The organism is Gammaproteobacteria bacterium, assembly GCA_011375345.1.
Classification (GTDB): Bacteria; Pseudomonadota; Gammaproteobacteria; order DRLM01; family DRLM01; genus DRLM01.
Genome location: DRLM01000092.1, coordinates 1 through 13,904, shown reverse-complemented (window position 1 = coordinate 13,904; position 13,904 = coordinate 1). Strand labels below are relative to the sequence as shown.

Here is a 13,904-nt window from a genome sequence, read left to right as displayed (position 1 = left end):
TAGTAATTTTCCTGTCGACCTGCATTCAAACACCGCGTTTCACGAACCACCCCCGAAAGCGGGGCACGCACGCCGGAGTTTGCGCGGCATAGCGCTCGTAGACCTTCCCCAGTTCCCGCCGCAGTTCCCGCTCCTCGTGCTGCCCCAGTTTGACGTACATATATACCAGCAGCGGAAACATCAGCAGGGTCAGAAGGGTCGGCCATTGCAGCAAAAAGCCAAACATGATCAGAACGAAGGCCACATATTGAGGATGCCGGATGCGGGCATAGGGACCGCTGGCAGCCAAGTTACCGCGGATCCGGGCAGCGTACAACACCCGCCAGGCTGCGGCCAGCAGCCAGAAGCCGCCAGCGATGAACACCATGCTTACAATATGAAACGGGCCGAAGTGGGGATTGGCTTTCCAGTCGAACAACATCTCCAATAAATGTCCTGCATCGTGAGACAGCCAGTCCACTTGCGGGTAATTGCCCTGCAACCAACCCGAGAGAAAATATATCGTTAACGGAAACCCGTACATTTCAGTAAAAAGGGCAACGAGAAAGGCCGAGAATGCGCCAAAACTGCGCCAGTCCCGCCCGGTGTTCGGCTTGAAAAAGCTGAATGCAAAGAAGATGAAGATCACCGAGTTGATAACAACCAAAGACCACAAGCCGTATGCAGGCGCGGCGTCAGTCATGACGGTGGTCTCCCTTGCCATGCCCGCCGTGCATAAACAGATGAAGCAGGGGGCAAGCCAACAATATCAGCCAGGGCAACCAGCCCAGAACATGGGCACGATGCTCACTCAGCAAAAAGAATCCAGCGATAAGCGCAAAGCCGATCAAGACCAGGCCGCTGCGAGAACGCCACCACGGCGTTTCCCGATCTGACTCTGTGTTCATATTGTCGCGCTCCTGTTTGAATGTAGATTGGGAAGGGAAACGGTACCGGCGAACAAGGCCCTGTATCAGCACGGCTCCGGCAAACGTCCCACCGCTGTTCCACCTGGACCCCCGTTGGGATGGCACCGCCACTGCCACAACGCACTTTCAAATCCGCTTTGTAAATTGCCGGCTTGCCGCAACCGCTCCCCATGGCTGGCAATACGGTAATGAATAATTTCCCGCACGCGATGGCAAGGCTGATCGCCCTTGTCCGCAGCGGCTATCTGAACGCCGGCAGCCGCAAACAATGACTTGTCGTCATTGAACATGACGATGCATCCCTACACCGCGCACAGCTTACCGTACAGGGTAAACCCCGGGCGCGACACCCAGGTCAAGGCTCCGAACAACGGTTCAGTTTGCTCGAACGCCCCTTGAAAAAAAAGGAGCCGGGAAACTGAGCGCTTACGCCTCCGGCTCTCAGTCAGCCGCCGTACCTTCGATCAGATGGCAGACGGTCAGGCCATCGGGAACGCCGTCAGGCAAGGTCCGCCAACTGCTGAGCGCCTGCTCCATGCGGGCCTGCAAGGCATTCAGTTCATCCAGACGGCGGCGGTTGTCCACGATCCGCGCGGCGATAATATCCCGCACCCGCGGACAGGGCGAACGTCCCTGGCCCGCCAGAGTGATGATCTCCTCCACTTCTTTGAGGGTGTAGCCCAGGCGCTTCGCCTGGTGGATGAAGCGCATGCGATGCAGATCAGCCGCCCCGTATCGCCGATAGCCATTGGCAGGATCCCGGCTGGGACGCAACAGGCCTTTCATGGTGTAGTGGCGCACAGTATCTGGCGTGACGCCGCAACGCTTGGCCAGTTGGCTGACGGTGTACATGGCACTTGGGCCCTATCGCCCGGAGACCGGCTTCACAGGGACACCCTTTTCAGACGCAGGGCATTGAAGATCACCGACACCGAGCTGAAGCTCATGGCCGCGGCGGCGATGATGGGCGAGAGCAGGATACCGAAGAAGGGATACAATACCCCGGCCGCCACCGGCACGCCCAGACTGTTGTAGACGAAAGCGAAGAACAGATTCTGACGGATGTTGCGCATGGTGGCACGGGACAGGCGCCGTGCCCGCACGATGCCCAACAGGTCGCCCTTGACCAGGGTCACCCCGGCGCTCTCCATGGCCACGTCGGTACCGGTGCCCATGGCGATGCCCACGTGGGCCTGGGCCAGCGCGGGGGCGTCGTTGATGCCGTCGCCGGCCATGGCCACGATGCGGCCTTCCCGCTGCAGGTGCTTGACCACGTCGGCCTTCTGGTCCGGCAAGACCTCGGCCTGCACCCGGTCGATGCCCAGCTTGGCGGCCACCGCCTCGGCGGTCTTGCGGCTGTCGCCGGTGAGCATGACCACCTCGATGCCCTCCTCGTGCAACTCACGGATGGCCTGGGCCGTGGTTTGCTTGATGGGATCGGCCACCCCGATCAGGCCGGCAGCGGCCTGGTCTATGGCCACGAACATCGCCGTCTGCCCCTCGCTGCGCAATTCGTCGGCCCGTGCCGACAAGGCTTCCGGCGCAACACCGAGCTGTTGCAACAGGGCCAGATTGCCCAGGGCCACGCGCTGGCCATCCACCATGCCGGTCACCCCCTTGCCGGTGATGGACTGAAAATCTGTCGCCGGCAGCAGTTCCACGGCGCGGCTTTCGGCGCCACGCACAATGGCGGCTGCCAGGGGGTGTTCACTGGCGCGTTCCAGGCCGGCAGCCAGTTGCAGCAGGCGCTTTTCATCCACCCCCGCGACCGCTTCCACCGCCACCAGCTCGGGGTGCCCTTCGGTGAGGGTGCCGGTCTTGTCCACCACCAGGGTATCGACCTTGCGCATGACCTCCAGCGCCTCGGCGTTCTTGAACAACACACCCATCATGGCGCCACGCCCGGTGCCCACCATGATGGACATGGGCGTGGCCAGACCCAGCGCGCAGGGACAGGCGATGATGAGAACCGCCACCGCGTTGATCATGGCATGGGCCAGGGCCGGCTCGGGCCCAACGGCATACCAGACGATGAAGGTGACGATGGCGGTGACCACCACCGCCGGCACGAAGTAAGCGGACACCACGTCCACCAGGCGCTGGATGGGCGCGCGGGAACGCTGGGCCTCGGCCACCATGTTGACGATCTGCGCCAGCAGGGTGTCGGCACCCACCTTTTCCGCCCGCATCAAGAGGGTGCCGGTGCCGTTGACAGTGGCCCCGATGAGATGGTCGCCGCGGGTCTTGGTCACGGGAATGGGTTCACCGGTGACCATGGATTCGTCCACGCTGCTCTCACCCTCCAGCACCTCGCCATCCACCGGGATCTTTTCCCCCGGCCGCACCCGCAGCACGTCGCCCACCTGCACCTGCTCCAGGGGAATGTCCTCCTCGCGGCCATCCTCGCGCACGATGCGGGCTGTCTTGGGCGCCAGGCCCAGCAACAGCTTGATGGCGGCATTGGTCTGACTGCGGGCGCGCAGCTCCAGCACCTGGCCCAGCAGCACCAGGGCGGTGATGACGGCCGCGGCCTCGAAATACACCGGCACCACACCCCATTCATTGAATACCTCGCGGGGAAAGATATCGGGAAACAGCACCGCCACCACGCTGTAGAGCCAGGCGATGCTCACCCCCAGCCCGATGAGGGTGAACATGTTGAGGCTGCGGTTGATCACCGACTGCACCGCGCGCACGTAGAAGATCCAGCCCCCCCACAGCACCACCGGCGTGGCCAGGATCAACTCCAGCCACTGGCGCAGCCTGGGATCGATGAGCCCGGCCATGGCCTCCGGCCAGAATTCCGCCGCCATGGCGCTGAGGAACACCGGAATGGCCAGCGCCGTGCTGACCCAGAAGCGCCGGCTCATGTCACGCAGCTCGCTGTCGTCTTCCTCCACTTCCACGGTGCGTGGCTCCAGCGCCATGCCACACTTGGGGCAGGTGCCGGGATGGTCCTGCACGATCTCCGGATGCATGGGACAGGTGTATTCCACCTTGCCGGCCGCCGCAACCGGCACCCCCTTGGGCTCCAGCGCCATGCCGCACTTGGGGCAACTGCCGGGATGATCCTGCACGATCTCCGGGTGCATGGGACAGGTGTAGAGCTGCCCCCCGGCCGCCTCCGGCGCCGGTTGATGTTGATGGCCGTGGCCACCATGGGAACCGGACTCGCAACAGCCGTGATCGCGCCCCCCATCCTCTTTGAGATAACGCCGGGGCTCGGCCTTGAACTTGTGGAGACAGATCTCGCTGCAAAAACTGTAGCGCCGGCCCCCGTGGTCAAGGTGAAAAGCCGCGTCTTCCGGCACGTCCATGCCACAAACCGGGTCGGTGCGCATCATCTGTCCCCTGTTTTGTTGGGGCTCCCCTGCACCTGGCAGGGGAGCGGGCTGCATCAGGCCGTTGCCAGGCTCCTAGTCCGCCATCTCCTCGTCGGGAGGATCGTCCATCTGGTGCTGCTGCAGCATGTGCTCCATCATCTGGCCCATCATGCCCTGCATCATATCCAGGCGTTGTTGCAGTGCTTCCACATCCGGCATGCCACCGGAACCCTTCATCATGGCCCCTTGATGCTGCCCGTCCATGCCGCCGGGCATCCTGCCCGACATCATGCCCTGCATCATGCCCATGCCTTTGTGCATGGCTTTCATGTGCTCCCGCATCAGCTTGCGGCGCTCTGCCGTGCTTTTGGCGTGATGAATCTTGTCCATGATTTCGTGCATCTTCACCATCTGCCCGTGCATGGCGGACATGTCCATCATGCCCTGCCCACCCTGCATCATGCCGGCCATGGGCGCCCCGCTTTGGCCCTTGCCATGATGATCCCCGTCAGCCATGGCCGGGAGGGACAATGCCACGGTGGCCACGGTCATGCCTGCTATCAGCGTTCGTTTCATTGTCTTGCATCTCCTTGAAGTTGCTTGCCATGATACCCGGCGCCCCGGCGGGGACGCCCTGCTGCGCCCATCATCAAACCGGCGCCGCTGTGCGCCCGCCACAGGGCCCAGTGTAAAACCCAGGTCCTGCACCCAGGTCAAGGCCGTTCCTAATGCTGCACAGCGGCGCGGGGGCAGTCGTACCTGCGGCTCAGCGTCTTCTGCCGATGAACCAGAACACTGCTCCCGCCAGCGCGCCCAGGACCACCACCAGCCCCCCCCAAAACAACCAGTGGTAGCCCGTCAACATGCCCGATCCGTGCATGGTATTCATCATATCCGGGGACATAGGTCGCCTCCTGCCGCGTCCAGTACTCGTTCTAAGGTTCAATGGGCATGGTCATGGCCATCGCCACTGTCCACATCGTCCATGCCGCTGAAATCCATGGTGGCCGCCCCAGGGCCGTGGTCATGCTCATCGCCGTGGGCATGCTCGTGACCCTCCCCCCCGGCCTGGGGCAGGGACATAACGCCCAGGCCGTAGCGGTAGACCAGCTCGCCGCCGTGCCAGGCCGTGGAGGCCAGCACACCGCCGGCCAGTGCCATGCCCAGCACAAAGGCCCGGCCCAGGGTTTTGCTGCGGCGTGTCCACAGGATGGACCAGGCCGCCAACATCAGGAACAGGATGATGGTGGCAACCGCCCAGTTTCTGTGATCGGTCATGGCCAGATGGGAGGGCGTGTCATGGTTCACGGTGTTGTAGGCGTACAGGCCCGTGAGGCCGGTGATGACCATAAATCCGGCGCCGAACCACAGGGCCCAGCGGGCCACTGTCTGCCACTGCTGCCGCAGGGGCGGCTTCACAAACGGCGCGACGATGAAAAGCCCGGTGGCCAGCGACAGCAGGGCCACGGTGAAATGAACAAAAATAGGATGCCAGTTGGGAATGATTTCGAACATTGATTCGTCCCGCTTGAAAAGTAAACTCCAACGCCCACGGCCCCTTCCCGGGAAAACCCGGGAAAACAACCGGCCCCCAGGGGGAAACCGCCACCTCCCGCTTACGTTCCGCCCGGAAAGTTCTGCGCCCGGCCCGGCCGCGGCTGGGGCGCAATGGCACAAAACCCCTGCGGCCTGACCCCCAGCGCAGCGTTGAACTTGCTCGACATGTTCTGAAAGCCGATGAGCCCGGTCAGCTCGATAATGGCGTCGTCGTCGAAATGACGGCGCAAGGCGTCCATCATGGCCGCATCCACCTGGCGCCCGCTCAAGGTCACCGCCTCGGCGTAGGCCAGGGCGGCTTTCTCTTCCCCGCTGTAAAGATCGCTGCCGGCAAACTCCGCCAACGCCGCCAGCTTCTCATCGCTGATGCCCCGCTTGAGCGCGGTGGCGGAATTGATGTCCACGCAAAACGGGCACCAGTTGAGCTGGGACACCCGCACCGTCACCAGGGTCCGCAAGGCCGGCGCCAGGGGCGATGAGCCGCGGTCGAAGGCGCCGTAGAGCAGCGCCAGCGCCGCGAACACTTTGGGTGACCGGCCCCACAGGCGCGCCGGCTCCAGTACTGCGCCGTATTTCCGCTTTTGGTTCCAGAAAAACAGCCGCACATACCAGGGAAACCTGTGCGCTGCCGGCGTGGTGATGTAAGGCATGGCGCGCCCTCCGTTTTGGTCTGTGAACAAGGCAAAACATGCCGCGGCCTATTTCCCGTAGTACACCCCGCCCTTGTGCTTGCCACCGTCACCGGTCTTGAACAGAATCATCATCTGATGCCGGCCGGGATGGCCCAGGTCATAGCCGGCCATGAACCAGTCACCCATTTTCATGGCGCGCTTCACCTCGGCCTGACCGCCCGGATGGATGACTTTGGTGTTCATGGCCAGATCGGTGATGGCTCGCCCGCCCTTTTCCACCTTGATCATAAAATCGTGGCTGCCGCCCATCGCCTTGCCCGGCTGGGCCGGCATCACGTGGAAACTGACGGTGTAACCGTCGATCTCTTTTTTCACCAGGAACATCCCGTCCTCGCGGGATGCCATGGCGGCCTCGTGGCTGTGACTGTGACCGTGGCCGTCACCATGGCTGCCCGAGGCCTGCGCTGATGGCAGCGCCCACGCAAAAGCCATGATAACGCCAGCGACCAGGGCGACATACGGATTGCGTTTCATGAACAACTCCTGAGAAATGGACAATGCGGCCCGCGCCACGCGGACCCTTCATGGCTACCCACACTACCGCCGCCAGGCTGACGGCGCCGTGACCGGTGAATGACAATCATGTAATGTTCGCGTCATCTTCGTGGCAGGTCCGGCAGCTAGCATGTTGCCGTGGATTCCCTCACCCCAGGCCCTGCCAGGGCGGGAGAGGGGCCTTGCAACACCCACCGGGGAGAGCGGAGCCTTGGCACTGCGTCTGAACAGCCCATGAAACTGCTGATTGTCGAAGACGAGGCGAAAACCGGTGAATACCTCCGGCAGGGCCTGGCCGAGGCAGGCTTTGTGGTGGATCTGGCCCAAAGCGGCCTGGACGGTTATCACCTGGCCATGACCGAAGACTACGATGTGCTGATCCTGGACATCATGCTGCCGGACGTGGACGGCTGGCGCATTTTGAAATCCCTGCGCGAGGCGGGCAAAACGGCGCCCGTGCTGTTTCTCACCGCCCGCGACAGCGTGGACGACCGCGTCAAAGGCCTGGAGCTGGGGGCCGACGATTACCTGGTCAAACCCTTCGCCTTCGCCGAACTGCTGGCACGCGTGCGTACCCTGGTGCGGCGCGGCACCAGCCCCTTGTCGGAGTGGACCCTGCGCATCGCCGACCTGGAACTGGATCTGGCCCGCCGCCGCGCCCGCCGCGGCGGCCGGCGCATACATCTCACCGCCAAGGAATTCGCCCTGCTGGAACTGCTGGTGCGGCGCCAGGGCGAAGTGCTGCCCCGCTCCCTCATCGCCTCCCAGGTGTGGGACATGAATTTTGACAGCGACAGCAATGTCATCGACGTGGCCATACGCCGCCTGCGCGCCAAAATCGACGACGACTTCGCCGTCAAGCTCATCCGCACCGTGCGTGGCATGGGCTACATGATGGACACACCGGACAAGCCTTGATTATGACCCGGCCCGGCTCGTTGACGCTGCGGCTCACGCTGTTGTTCAGCGCGGTGGCCCTGATCGGTTTTCTCGGCTTTGGCTGGCTGGTGGGGCGCGCCATCGACCAGCACTTCAGCGCCGAGGATGTCAAGGAACTCAAAGTGGTGGCCCAGGCGGTGGAGACCCTGCTGGCCGGCCGCCCCCAGAGCGCCCCCCTGGCGCCGCTCAAGCAGCGCTTCGCCGATATCCTGGTGGGACACCATGGCGCCCTGCTCCATGTTCGCGACGCCGCCGGCCGCCTCTTGTACGCCAGCCCCGCGCCGGATTTGTCCCGCATCCCCCTGCCGGCGCCGGCGCGCCTGGCCCGGGGCACGGTGCAGCACTGGCAGGACGGCGGCCACCACTACCGGGTCTATGTCAAGCAATACCCGGCCGCGGCGCCGGGACCTTACACCGTCATGGTGGCCGTCGGCATCGATTTCCATCTCCGTTTCATCGACGACTTCCGCCACATGCTGTGGCTGATGATCGCCGGCGGCATGGTCGTCATGGGTCTGCTGAGCTGGCTGGCCGTGCGCCAGGGACACAAACCCCTGCACCGCATCGTCGAGCAGATCAGCCGCATCAGCGCCGCCGAACTCAACACCCGCCTCGATCCGGACACGGTGCCCCGGGAACTCAAAGAACTGGCCCTGTCCTTCAATGCACTGTTGGAACGCCTGGAAGAGGCCTTCCGGCGCCTGTCCGATTTCTCCGCCGACATCGCCCACGAGCTGCGCACCCCCGTCACCAACCTCATGACCCAGACCCAGGTGGCGCTGTCCCAGGCCCGCGACGCAGACGCCTACCGGGAAATCCTCTACTCCAACGCGGAAGAGTACGAACGCATGGCGCAGATGATCAGCGACATGCTGTTTCTGGCCCAGGCGGACCGGGGCGCGGCCCCTCTCAACAACGAGCCCGTTGACCTGGCCGGCGAGGTGCAAAAACTCTTCGACTACTACGAGGCCTGGGCCGAGGACCGCCACGTCACCCTTGCGCTCGACGGCCATGCCCAACTGGCGGGTGACCGCCTCATGTTGCGGCGGGCGATCAGCAACCTGCTTGCCAACGCCATTCGCCATACCCCCGCCGGCGCCACGGTCTCAGTGCACCTGCAACAAAACGAACACCAGGTCCGGGTGGTGGTCCACAACCCCGGCACCGTCATTCCCGCCACCCATCTGGCGAGAATTTTCGTCCGCTTCTACCGCGTCGCCCCCGCCCGCCAGCGCAGCGGCGAAGGCGCCGGCCTGGGCCTGGCCATCACCCAATCCATCGTGGCCGCCCATGGCGGCGAAATCAGCGCCCGCTCGGACCAGGCGGGCACGGTTTTCATCCTGTGCCTGCCGCGCCGGACGGAGGCTGAGGCAGCTCAAGACACTGCTGAGTAGCTCAAACCGTTGCCAGACCCCTCGCGGTCACCCCACACCTCATCTGCGCAAACACCGCCTCCGGCACCTGGGGCGGCCACGAATCAGTCAGACCGTTCCCGTGCATGCTTTTCCCGGCCGGCACAGCAGCCTGGACCGCCCAGCTCGATGCCCTCGATGATGGGACAACCCGCGCCGCCGGTGCTGCAGCGCTGAATCAAGACATCAAGTTCATCGCGCAGCGCCTCAAGTTCCTTAAGGCGCAGCACCACTTCCCCGAGTTTCTTTTCCGCTACCCGCCGCACCTCGGGCCGGGCCGCGCCGGGATGCTCGCGCAAGGCCAGCAGCGTGCCAATTTCCGCCAGGCTGAAATTCATCTTCTGGGCCCGTCTGATAAACCGCAAACGCGCCAGATCCCCGTCGCTGTAGCGGCGCAGCCCCGCGGCCGAACGGCTGATTTTCCCCAGCAAGCCCCTTTTTTCGTAGTAGCGCAGCGTGTCCGCACTCAGATTGAGACGGCGGGAGACCTGGCCGATTGAATAGCCGCCTGCGGCCGCCGCGTCAGTTCCCCTGCCCTGTTTCATTCTCTTCCTCCAGGCGCCACTTCTGGATGGCATGGTGGCCGTAGTCGGCCACGAACACCGTGCCGTCCCGCGCCACGGCCACGGCCACGGCGGTATGTTTTTCACCCTCTCCGGCCACCCCGAAAACATTGAGAAAGGTGCCGTCGGAGCGGAATTTCTGCACCCGGTCGTTGTAGAAATCGGCAACCCACACCTGAGCCTGTTGATCCACGGCGATACCGGTGACGGTGGCAAACCAGCCGTTGAACGGGCCGTGAACATTCATGGCCAGAGGGCCGCCCCATTTGCGGAGAAAACGGCCGTCGGCACCAAAGACCTGCACCCGGTCGTTGTAACCGTCGGCCACGTACAAGGTGCCATCGGGCGCGAGGGCCACATCAGTGGGATAGTTGAACCGCCCCGCCAAAATGCCGCTCTCCCGGCTCGCCCCCCACTGGCGGATAAAACGGCCGTGCCGGTCCAGGTGCTGCACCCGTTGATTGTAAAAATCCGCCACGTACACATCGCCGTTTTTCCCCACCGCCACCCCGCCGGGCGCGTCAAACTCCCCCGGTCCCCGGCCCGGACGGCCAATGGCGCGGAGGAACTCACCCGCCAGAGTGAACACCTGAATGCGGTCGGCAAAAAAATCCGCCACGTACAGCTCGCCGCCGGCAAGCGCGATGTTCATGGGCCGCTCCAAGCGGCCGGCGCCGAATTCCCGTTTGAATGCACCGTCGAAATCGAACACCTGAATACGGTGATTGCGCGAGTCGCTGACGAAGACTTCAGAAGCCGACACCGCCACCCCCGTGGGGGCGTTGAACCGGCCGGGCCCGTCACCGGGGCCGCCCCAGGTTTTGATCAGGCGGTAGGGCGGCTCTTGGGGGGAAGGGAACCAGGCACAGGCCGACAAGGCGACAGCGACAAGCAGCAGCGCACCGAAGCGCGCGGGAATCCGCCAAGGCATACCTTTCACTGGGGCACCACCTCCACGGAACGCAAGGTGAAGCCGGCCTCGTCCACCAGCCGTTCCAGGCGCGCCTCGCCAAGTTCGGCCCCTGCCCGGACTTTGACGATGACCTGGCCCTGTGCCAGATCCATGTCCACCGCCTCCACCCCCTCGGTGCGAATCAGTTTCTTCTCAATGCCGTAGGCACAAAATGGACAGGCCAGGCCGTCCACCCGCAGGACGTACCGGGTGCCGGCGGCAAACACTGCAACGCTCCACAGCGCCGCCAGGAGGGCTGCAAGCCCGATCCGCTTTTTCATGTCAAACCTCCTGCTCTCCAGTCTACAGGCGCGGCGGGGCGCCGCCCCTACAAATGCCATTCCAGTTCAATCTTGGCCCGGTAGTCTGCGTTGTCCTGCCGGCTGCGCAAATCGCTGGCGACAGGAAACTGCACACCGCCCTTGACAGCAACGTTGCGCCAGGTCCAGAAGACACCCGGCGAGACAAACCACTCCGTCCCCCCCGTATCGGCCAGCGCCACGCCGTGTTGTTCCGCCCTCAGGGCATGCTCCACATTGAGTTCCACCAGCCACACGGTGTCGGGTTTGCGATACACGGGCGGGGCGGGCCGCCACCCGAGTACGGCGTCCACCCACCACTGCCCGCCCCGGCGCAGACCGGCACCGGTTTCACCGCTACGCCGGTAGCGCACACCGGCCCAGCGGTACCATTTCAAGCTTTCGAAGCCGTAGGTCAAACCCAGCAAGGTATCCAGCGTGCCACTGCCCAGGGGCGGGGCCTGGTCGTTGTCACCATTGTCCAGGGAAAGCTTCACCAGCAACGCCGCCGATTCCTGCACCCCCAGCCGGTCGGACCGCCAGAAGCGGTATTTGCTGAACACGCTGATGTCCCCGGCCCCGCCGCTGTCAGCGGCACCTGCTTTCACTTGGCGATAGGGCAAAACCACCCCTGCCGCCCAGTCGCCGCTCAGGCCGTAGCTCAGTTCCAGATCCAGATCACGGCGCCGGTCCGGCCCGGCTTTTTCGCTCTCGACACCCAGGTGCAGTTCCACACCGTTTTTGAACAAAACATGAGGACCGGGGCCAAACACGGGATCGTGCGCCCAGGCCACACTCAGGCCCACGGTCCACAAGAGCAGGGCGGGCAGCGGCCACGAAAGCTGAGACATTGCAGATCGTCCTCGAAAATTTCTTTTTCACAGCTTACGAGCTGGAGCCGGGTCCAGGTCAAGCCCACTCTACAAGGCAGGCCCGGCGGTTTATCCTATGGCCCGGTGTTGGCTGTGCGGAACCCTGAAATGAGTGACAAACCCCTGACCATCGGCCGCCTGGCGCGGGCCGCCGGGGTGAGCGTGGAAACGGTGCGCTACTACCAGCGCCTGGGACTGATCCACCAACCCGCCAAACCGCCGGTGGGCTACCGCACTTACCCGGCGGCGTTGGTACAGCGGATCCGCTTTATCAAACGCGCCCAGGGCCTGGGCTTCAGCTTGCAGGATATCGCTCATTTGCTGGAGCTGGGCGAGGGGCACTGCGCCGATGTGCGCCAGCAGGCAGAAGCGAAACTGGCCCAGATCGAGGCGCAGATCCACGCCCTGCAAGCCATGGGCGAGAGCCTCAAGGCGCTGATCCGCCAATGCGCCGCCAGCCGGGACCGGCCCGCCTGTCCCATGGTGCGCACCCTCACCCGGGAAGAGCCGCCCTCAACACCGTAGCGGGACAGGGCGTTTGTCCTGGCGGCCCGCAAACACGGCGGGCGAGCGCATGGCGCGGCAAAGACAACATCCAAAGGCTGCAAAATTCACAACCGGCCGGGCACCGCCGACCCTCTCCCGGTGCTTTTTTCCCGCCCCCTGGCCTGGGAAAATACGCCGGCGCCGCACCGGAGGGTACGCCCGCTACAGCGCCGCCAGCACCCGCTCCAGGCGGGCTTTCACCTCACCGGCCAGCTCCGCCACGGCAGGCCTGTCCACCAGATTGAGTACCGCCGCCGGGTCCATGAACTCCACCTGCACCGCGCCGCCCTCATCCTGGCGCACCACCACATTGCACGGCAACAGCAGACCGATGGACGGCTCGGCGCTTAAGGCCTTGTGGGCCAGGGGCGGATTGCAGGCGCCCAGTATGCGGTAAGGCGGCATGTCCGCACCCAGTTTTTTCTTCAAGGTGGCCTGCACGTCGATATCGGTGAGCACGCCGAAACCCTCTTTTTGCAGTTCAGCGCTTACTTTTGCAACGGCGCTGTCGAAGTCCAGCGCCACGGTTTTGCCAAAGCCATATTGCCTGCTCATGCGTTCGTCTCCTTTTGCATTTCGGAATCCGCATCCTTAATGATATGAAACCCACCCTTCACCACAATCACTGCGATGGTCAGGCCGATAATCAGGTCAGGCCAGGGCGAACCCAGCCAGGCCACCAACATACCGCCACCGATGACACCCAGATTGGCAATGACATCGTTTTTGGAAAACAGCCAGCTGGCCCGCATGTGCACCTCACCCTGGCGGTGTTTGTAAATCAACATCAGGCATATGGTGTTGGCAATCAATGCCACCAAACCCACCACCATCATCAGCAGCGATTCGGGCCCGCTACCGACGATGAAGCGGCGCACGATGTCGAACAACACCCCCAAACCCAGCAGCACCTGGAAAATACCGCTGAGACGGGCTGCCTTCGCCTTGGCCGCCAAGGACCGCCCCACCGCATAGAGCCCGACGGCATAGACCGTCGCATCCGCCAGCATATCCAGCGAATCGGCAATCAGCGCGGTGGAATCGCCGATGATGCCAGCGATGATCTCGGCGACAAACATCGCGCCATTGATGAGCAACAACTGGACCAGCACCTGACGCTGCTGCCGGTTTTTGATATCAATATCACATCCACATTCTGGCATATGCTGGTTTTCCTTGACGGCCTCCCCCACCCGCAGACGCGGACGCCCCCGCCCGATTCAGCCTATCTCATCTCCCGCAACTTCGCTTTGGAAAAGACGCCATAGAGCGCCGGGATCACGAACAGTGTCAACAAGGTCGAGGAGAAGAGACCACCCACAACCACGGTGGCCAGTGGCCGCTGC

18 protein-coding genes are annotated in these 13,904 nt (G+C 63.6%); 3 read left to right on the top strand and 15 right to left on the bottom strand.

Features of this window, described 5'->3' with window-relative positions; translation table 11 throughout:
- Positions 1–25 precede the first annotated feature (25 nt).
- The 9 genes from ENJ19_07065 to ENJ19_07025 all read right to left on the bottom strand — a co-directional run bounded on the left by ENJ19_07065 (position 26) and on the right by ENJ19_07025 (position 6,954).
- Complete coding sequence (locus tag ENJ19_07065; GenBank protein ID HHM05487.1) at positions 26–682, bottom strand: isoprenylcysteine carboxylmethyltransferase family protein; 657 nt, start codon at positions 680–682, stop codon at positions 26–28.
- Positions 675–887, bottom strand: a complete 213-nt coding sequence (locus ENJ19_07060; GenBank protein ID HHM05486.1) for a DUF2933 domain-containing protein — start codon at positions 885–887, stop codon at positions 675–677. The genes ENJ19_07065 and ENJ19_07060 overlap by 8 nt, the downstream gene beginning before the upstream one ends.
- A 65-nt stretch (positions 888–952) precedes the next feature.
- Complete coding sequence (locus ENJ19_07055; protein HHM05485.1) at positions 953–1,198, bottom strand: hypothetical protein; 246 nt, start codon at positions 1,196–1,198, stop codon at positions 953–955.
- A 151-nt stretch (positions 1,199–1,349) separates the two neighbouring features.
- Positions 1,350–1,760, bottom strand: coding sequence for a MerR family transcriptional regulator (locus tag ENJ19_07050; GenBank protein ID HHM05484.1), 411 nt, complete (start codon positions 1,758–1,760; stop codon positions 1,350–1,352).
- A 32-nt stretch (positions 1,761–1,792) separates the two neighbouring features.
- A complete protein-coding gene (locus ENJ19_07045) occupies positions 1,793–4,249 on the bottom strand; it encodes a heavy metal translocating P-type ATPase (GenBank protein ID HHM05483.1) in 2,457 nt (818 codons plus the stop codon).
- Between the two features lie 75 nt (positions 4,250–4,324).
- Positions 4,325–4,807 carry a hypothetical protein gene (locus tag ENJ19_07040; GenBank protein HHM05482.1) on the bottom strand — a complete coding sequence of 161 codons (483 nt, stop codon included), beginning with the start codon at positions 4,805–4,807 and terminating at the stop codon, positions 4,325–4,327.
- 366 nt (positions 4,808–5,173) lie between these two features.
- Positions 5,174–5,746 (bottom strand): DUF2231 domain-containing protein, encoded by a 573-nt coding sequence (locus ENJ19_07035; GenBank protein HHM05481.1) that lies wholly within the window; start codon positions 5,744–5,746, stop codon positions 5,174–5,176.
- A gap of 101 nt (positions 5,747–5,847) precedes the next feature.
- Complete coding sequence (locus ENJ19_07030; protein ID HHM05480.1) at positions 5,848–6,438, bottom strand: carboxymuconolactone decarboxylase family protein; 591 nt, start codon at positions 6,436–6,438, stop codon at positions 5,848–5,850.
- A gap of 48 nt (positions 6,439–6,486) precedes the next feature.
- On the bottom strand, positions 6,487–6,954 hold the full coding sequence (locus ENJ19_07025; GenBank protein HHM05479.1) for a hypothetical protein: 468 nt from the start codon (positions 6,952–6,954) through the stop codon (positions 6,487–6,489).
- 255 nt (positions 6,955–7,209) lie between these two features.
- On the opposite strand from ENJ19_07025, the gene ENJ19_07020 reads away from it, so the two are divergent.
- Entirely contained in the window at positions 7,210–7,893 is a 684-nt protein-coding gene (locus tag ENJ19_07020) for a response regulator (protein HHM05478.1), read from the top strand.
- A 2-nt stretch (positions 7,894–7,895) separates the two neighbouring features.
- On the top strand, positions 7,896–9,308 hold the full coding sequence (locus ENJ19_07015; GenBank protein HHM05477.1) for a heavy metal sensor histidine kinase: 1,413 nt from the start codon (positions 7,896–7,898) through the stop codon (positions 9,306–9,308).
- 83 nt (positions 9,309–9,391) lie between these two features.
- On the opposite strand, the gene ENJ19_07010 is transcribed toward ENJ19_07015, so the two are convergent.
- From ENJ19_07010 to ENJ19_06995, 4 genes are read right to left on the bottom strand one after another with little or no spacing between them, the layout of a single operon-like run.
- Positions 9,392–9,871 (bottom strand): heavy metal-responsive transcriptional regulator, encoded by a 480-nt coding sequence (locus ENJ19_07010; GenBank protein HHM05476.1) that lies wholly within the window; start codon positions 9,869–9,871, stop codon positions 9,392–9,394.
- Positions 9,849–10,820 (bottom strand): 6-bladed beta-propeller, encoded by a 972-nt coding sequence (locus tag ENJ19_07005; GenBank protein HHM05475.1) that lies wholly within the window; start codon positions 10,818–10,820, stop codon positions 9,849–9,851. Before ENJ19_07005 ends, ENJ19_07010 begins: the two co-directional genes overlap by 23 nt.
- Positions 10,821–10,825: 5 nt before the next feature.
- Positions 10,826–11,122 (bottom strand): copper chaperone, encoded by a 297-nt coding sequence (locus tag ENJ19_07000; GenBank protein ID HHM05474.1) that lies wholly within the window; start codon positions 11,120–11,122, stop codon positions 10,826–10,828.
- Between the two features lie 47 nt (positions 11,123–11,169).
- Positions 11,170–11,991, bottom strand: coding sequence for a hypothetical protein (locus ENJ19_06995; GenBank protein ID HHM05473.1), 822 nt, complete (start codon positions 11,989–11,991; stop codon positions 11,170–11,172).
- Between the two features lie 129 nt (positions 11,992–12,120).
- Between ENJ19_06995 and ENJ19_06990 the strand changes: the two genes are divergently transcribed.
- Positions 12,121–12,537 carry a MerR family transcriptional regulator gene (locus ENJ19_06990; GenBank protein ID HHM05472.1) on the top strand — a complete coding sequence of 139 codons (417 nt, stop codon included), beginning with the start codon at positions 12,121–12,123 and terminating at the stop codon, positions 12,535–12,537.
- A gap of 183 nt (positions 12,538–12,720) precedes the next feature.
- On the opposite strand, the gene ENJ19_06985 is transcribed toward ENJ19_06990, so the two are convergent.
- Both ENJ19_06985 and ENJ19_06980 read right to left on the bottom strand, forming a co-directional pair.
- Complete coding sequence (locus ENJ19_06985) at positions 12,721–13,113, bottom strand: DUF302 domain-containing protein (GenBank protein HHM05471.1); 393 nt, start codon at positions 13,111–13,113, stop codon at positions 12,721–12,723.
- Positions 13,110–13,721 carry a cation transporter gene (locus ENJ19_06980; GenBank protein ID HHM05470.1) on the bottom strand — a complete coding sequence of 204 codons (612 nt, stop codon included), beginning with the start codon at positions 13,719–13,721 and terminating at the stop codon, positions 13,110–13,112. Before ENJ19_06980 ends, ENJ19_06985 begins: the two co-directional genes overlap by 4 nt.
- Positions 13,722–13,904 lie beyond the last annotated feature (183 nt).

What these genes read in the sequence shown, in the direction of transcription:
- ENJ19_07065 (HHM05487.1), bottom strand. Translation starts at nt 682, where the DNA reads ATGACTGACGCCGCGCCTGCATACGGCTTGTGGTCTTTGGTTGTTATC.
- ENJ19_07060 (HHM05486.1), bottom strand. Translation starts at nt 887, where the DNA reads ATGAACACAGAGTCAGATCGGGAAACGCCGTGGTGGCGTTCTCGCAGC.
- ENJ19_07055 (HHM05485.1), bottom strand. Translation starts at nt 1,198, where the DNA reads ATGTTCAATGACGACAAGTCATTGTTTGCGGCTGCCGGCGTTCAGATA.
- ENJ19_07050 (HHM05484.1), bottom strand. Translation starts at nt 1,760, where the DNA reads ATGTACACCGTCAGCCAACTGGCCAAGCGTTGCGGCGTCACGCCAGAT.
- ENJ19_07045 (HHM05483.1), bottom strand. Translation starts at nt 4,249, where the DNA reads ATGCGCACCGACCCGGTTTGTGGCATGGACGTGCCGGAAGACGCGGCT.
- ENJ19_07040 (HHM05482.1), bottom strand. Translation starts at nt 4,807, where the DNA reads ATGAAACGAACGCTGATAGCAGGCATGACCGTGGCCACCGTGGCATTG.
- ENJ19_07035 (HHM05481.1), bottom strand. Translation starts at nt 5,746, where the DNA reads ATGTTCGAAATCATTCCCAACTGGCATCCTATTTTTGTTCATTTCACC.
- ENJ19_07030 (HHM05480.1), bottom strand. Translation starts at nt 6,438, where the DNA reads ATGCCTTACATCACCACGCCGGCAGCGCACAGGTTTCCCTGGTATGTG.
- ENJ19_07025 (HHM05479.1), bottom strand. Translation starts at nt 6,954, where the DNA reads ATGAAACGCAATCCGTATGTCGCCCTGGTCGCTGGCGTTATCATGGCT.
- ENJ19_07020 (HHM05478.1), top strand. Translation starts at nt 7,210, where the DNA reads ATGAAACTGCTGATTGTCGAAGACGAGGCGAAAACCGGTGAATACCTC.
- ENJ19_07015 (HHM05477.1), top strand. Translation starts at nt 7,896, where the DNA reads ATGACCCGGCCCGGCTCGTTGACGCTGCGGCTCACGCTGTTGTTCAGC.
- ENJ19_07010 (HHM05476.1), bottom strand. Translation starts at nt 9,871, where the DNA reads ATGAAACAGGGCAGGGGAACTGACGCGGCGGCCGCAGGCGGCTATTCA.
- ENJ19_07005 (HHM05475.1), bottom strand. Translation starts at nt 10,820, where the DNA reads ATGCCTTGGCGGATTCCCGCGCGCTTCGGTGCGCTGCTGCTTGTCGCT.
- ENJ19_07000 (HHM05474.1), bottom strand. Translation starts at nt 11,122, where the DNA reads ATGAAAAAGCGGATCGGGCTTGCAGCCCTCCTGGCGGCGCTGTGGAGC.
- ENJ19_06995 (HHM05473.1), bottom strand. Translation starts at nt 11,991, where the DNA reads ATGTCTCAGCTTTCGTGGCCGCTGCCCGCCCTGCTCTTGTGGACCGTG.
- ENJ19_06990 (HHM05472.1), top strand. Translation starts at nt 12,121, where the DNA reads ATGAGTGACAAACCCCTGACCATCGGCCGCCTGGCGCGGGCCGCCGGG.
- ENJ19_06985 (HHM05471.1), bottom strand. Translation starts at nt 13,113, where the DNA reads ATGAGCAGGCAATATGGCTTTGGCAAAACCGTGGCGCTGGACTTCGAC.
- ENJ19_06980 (HHM05470.1), bottom strand. Translation starts at nt 13,721, where the DNA reads ATGCCAGAATGTGGATGTGATATTGATATCAAAAACCGGCAGCAGCGT.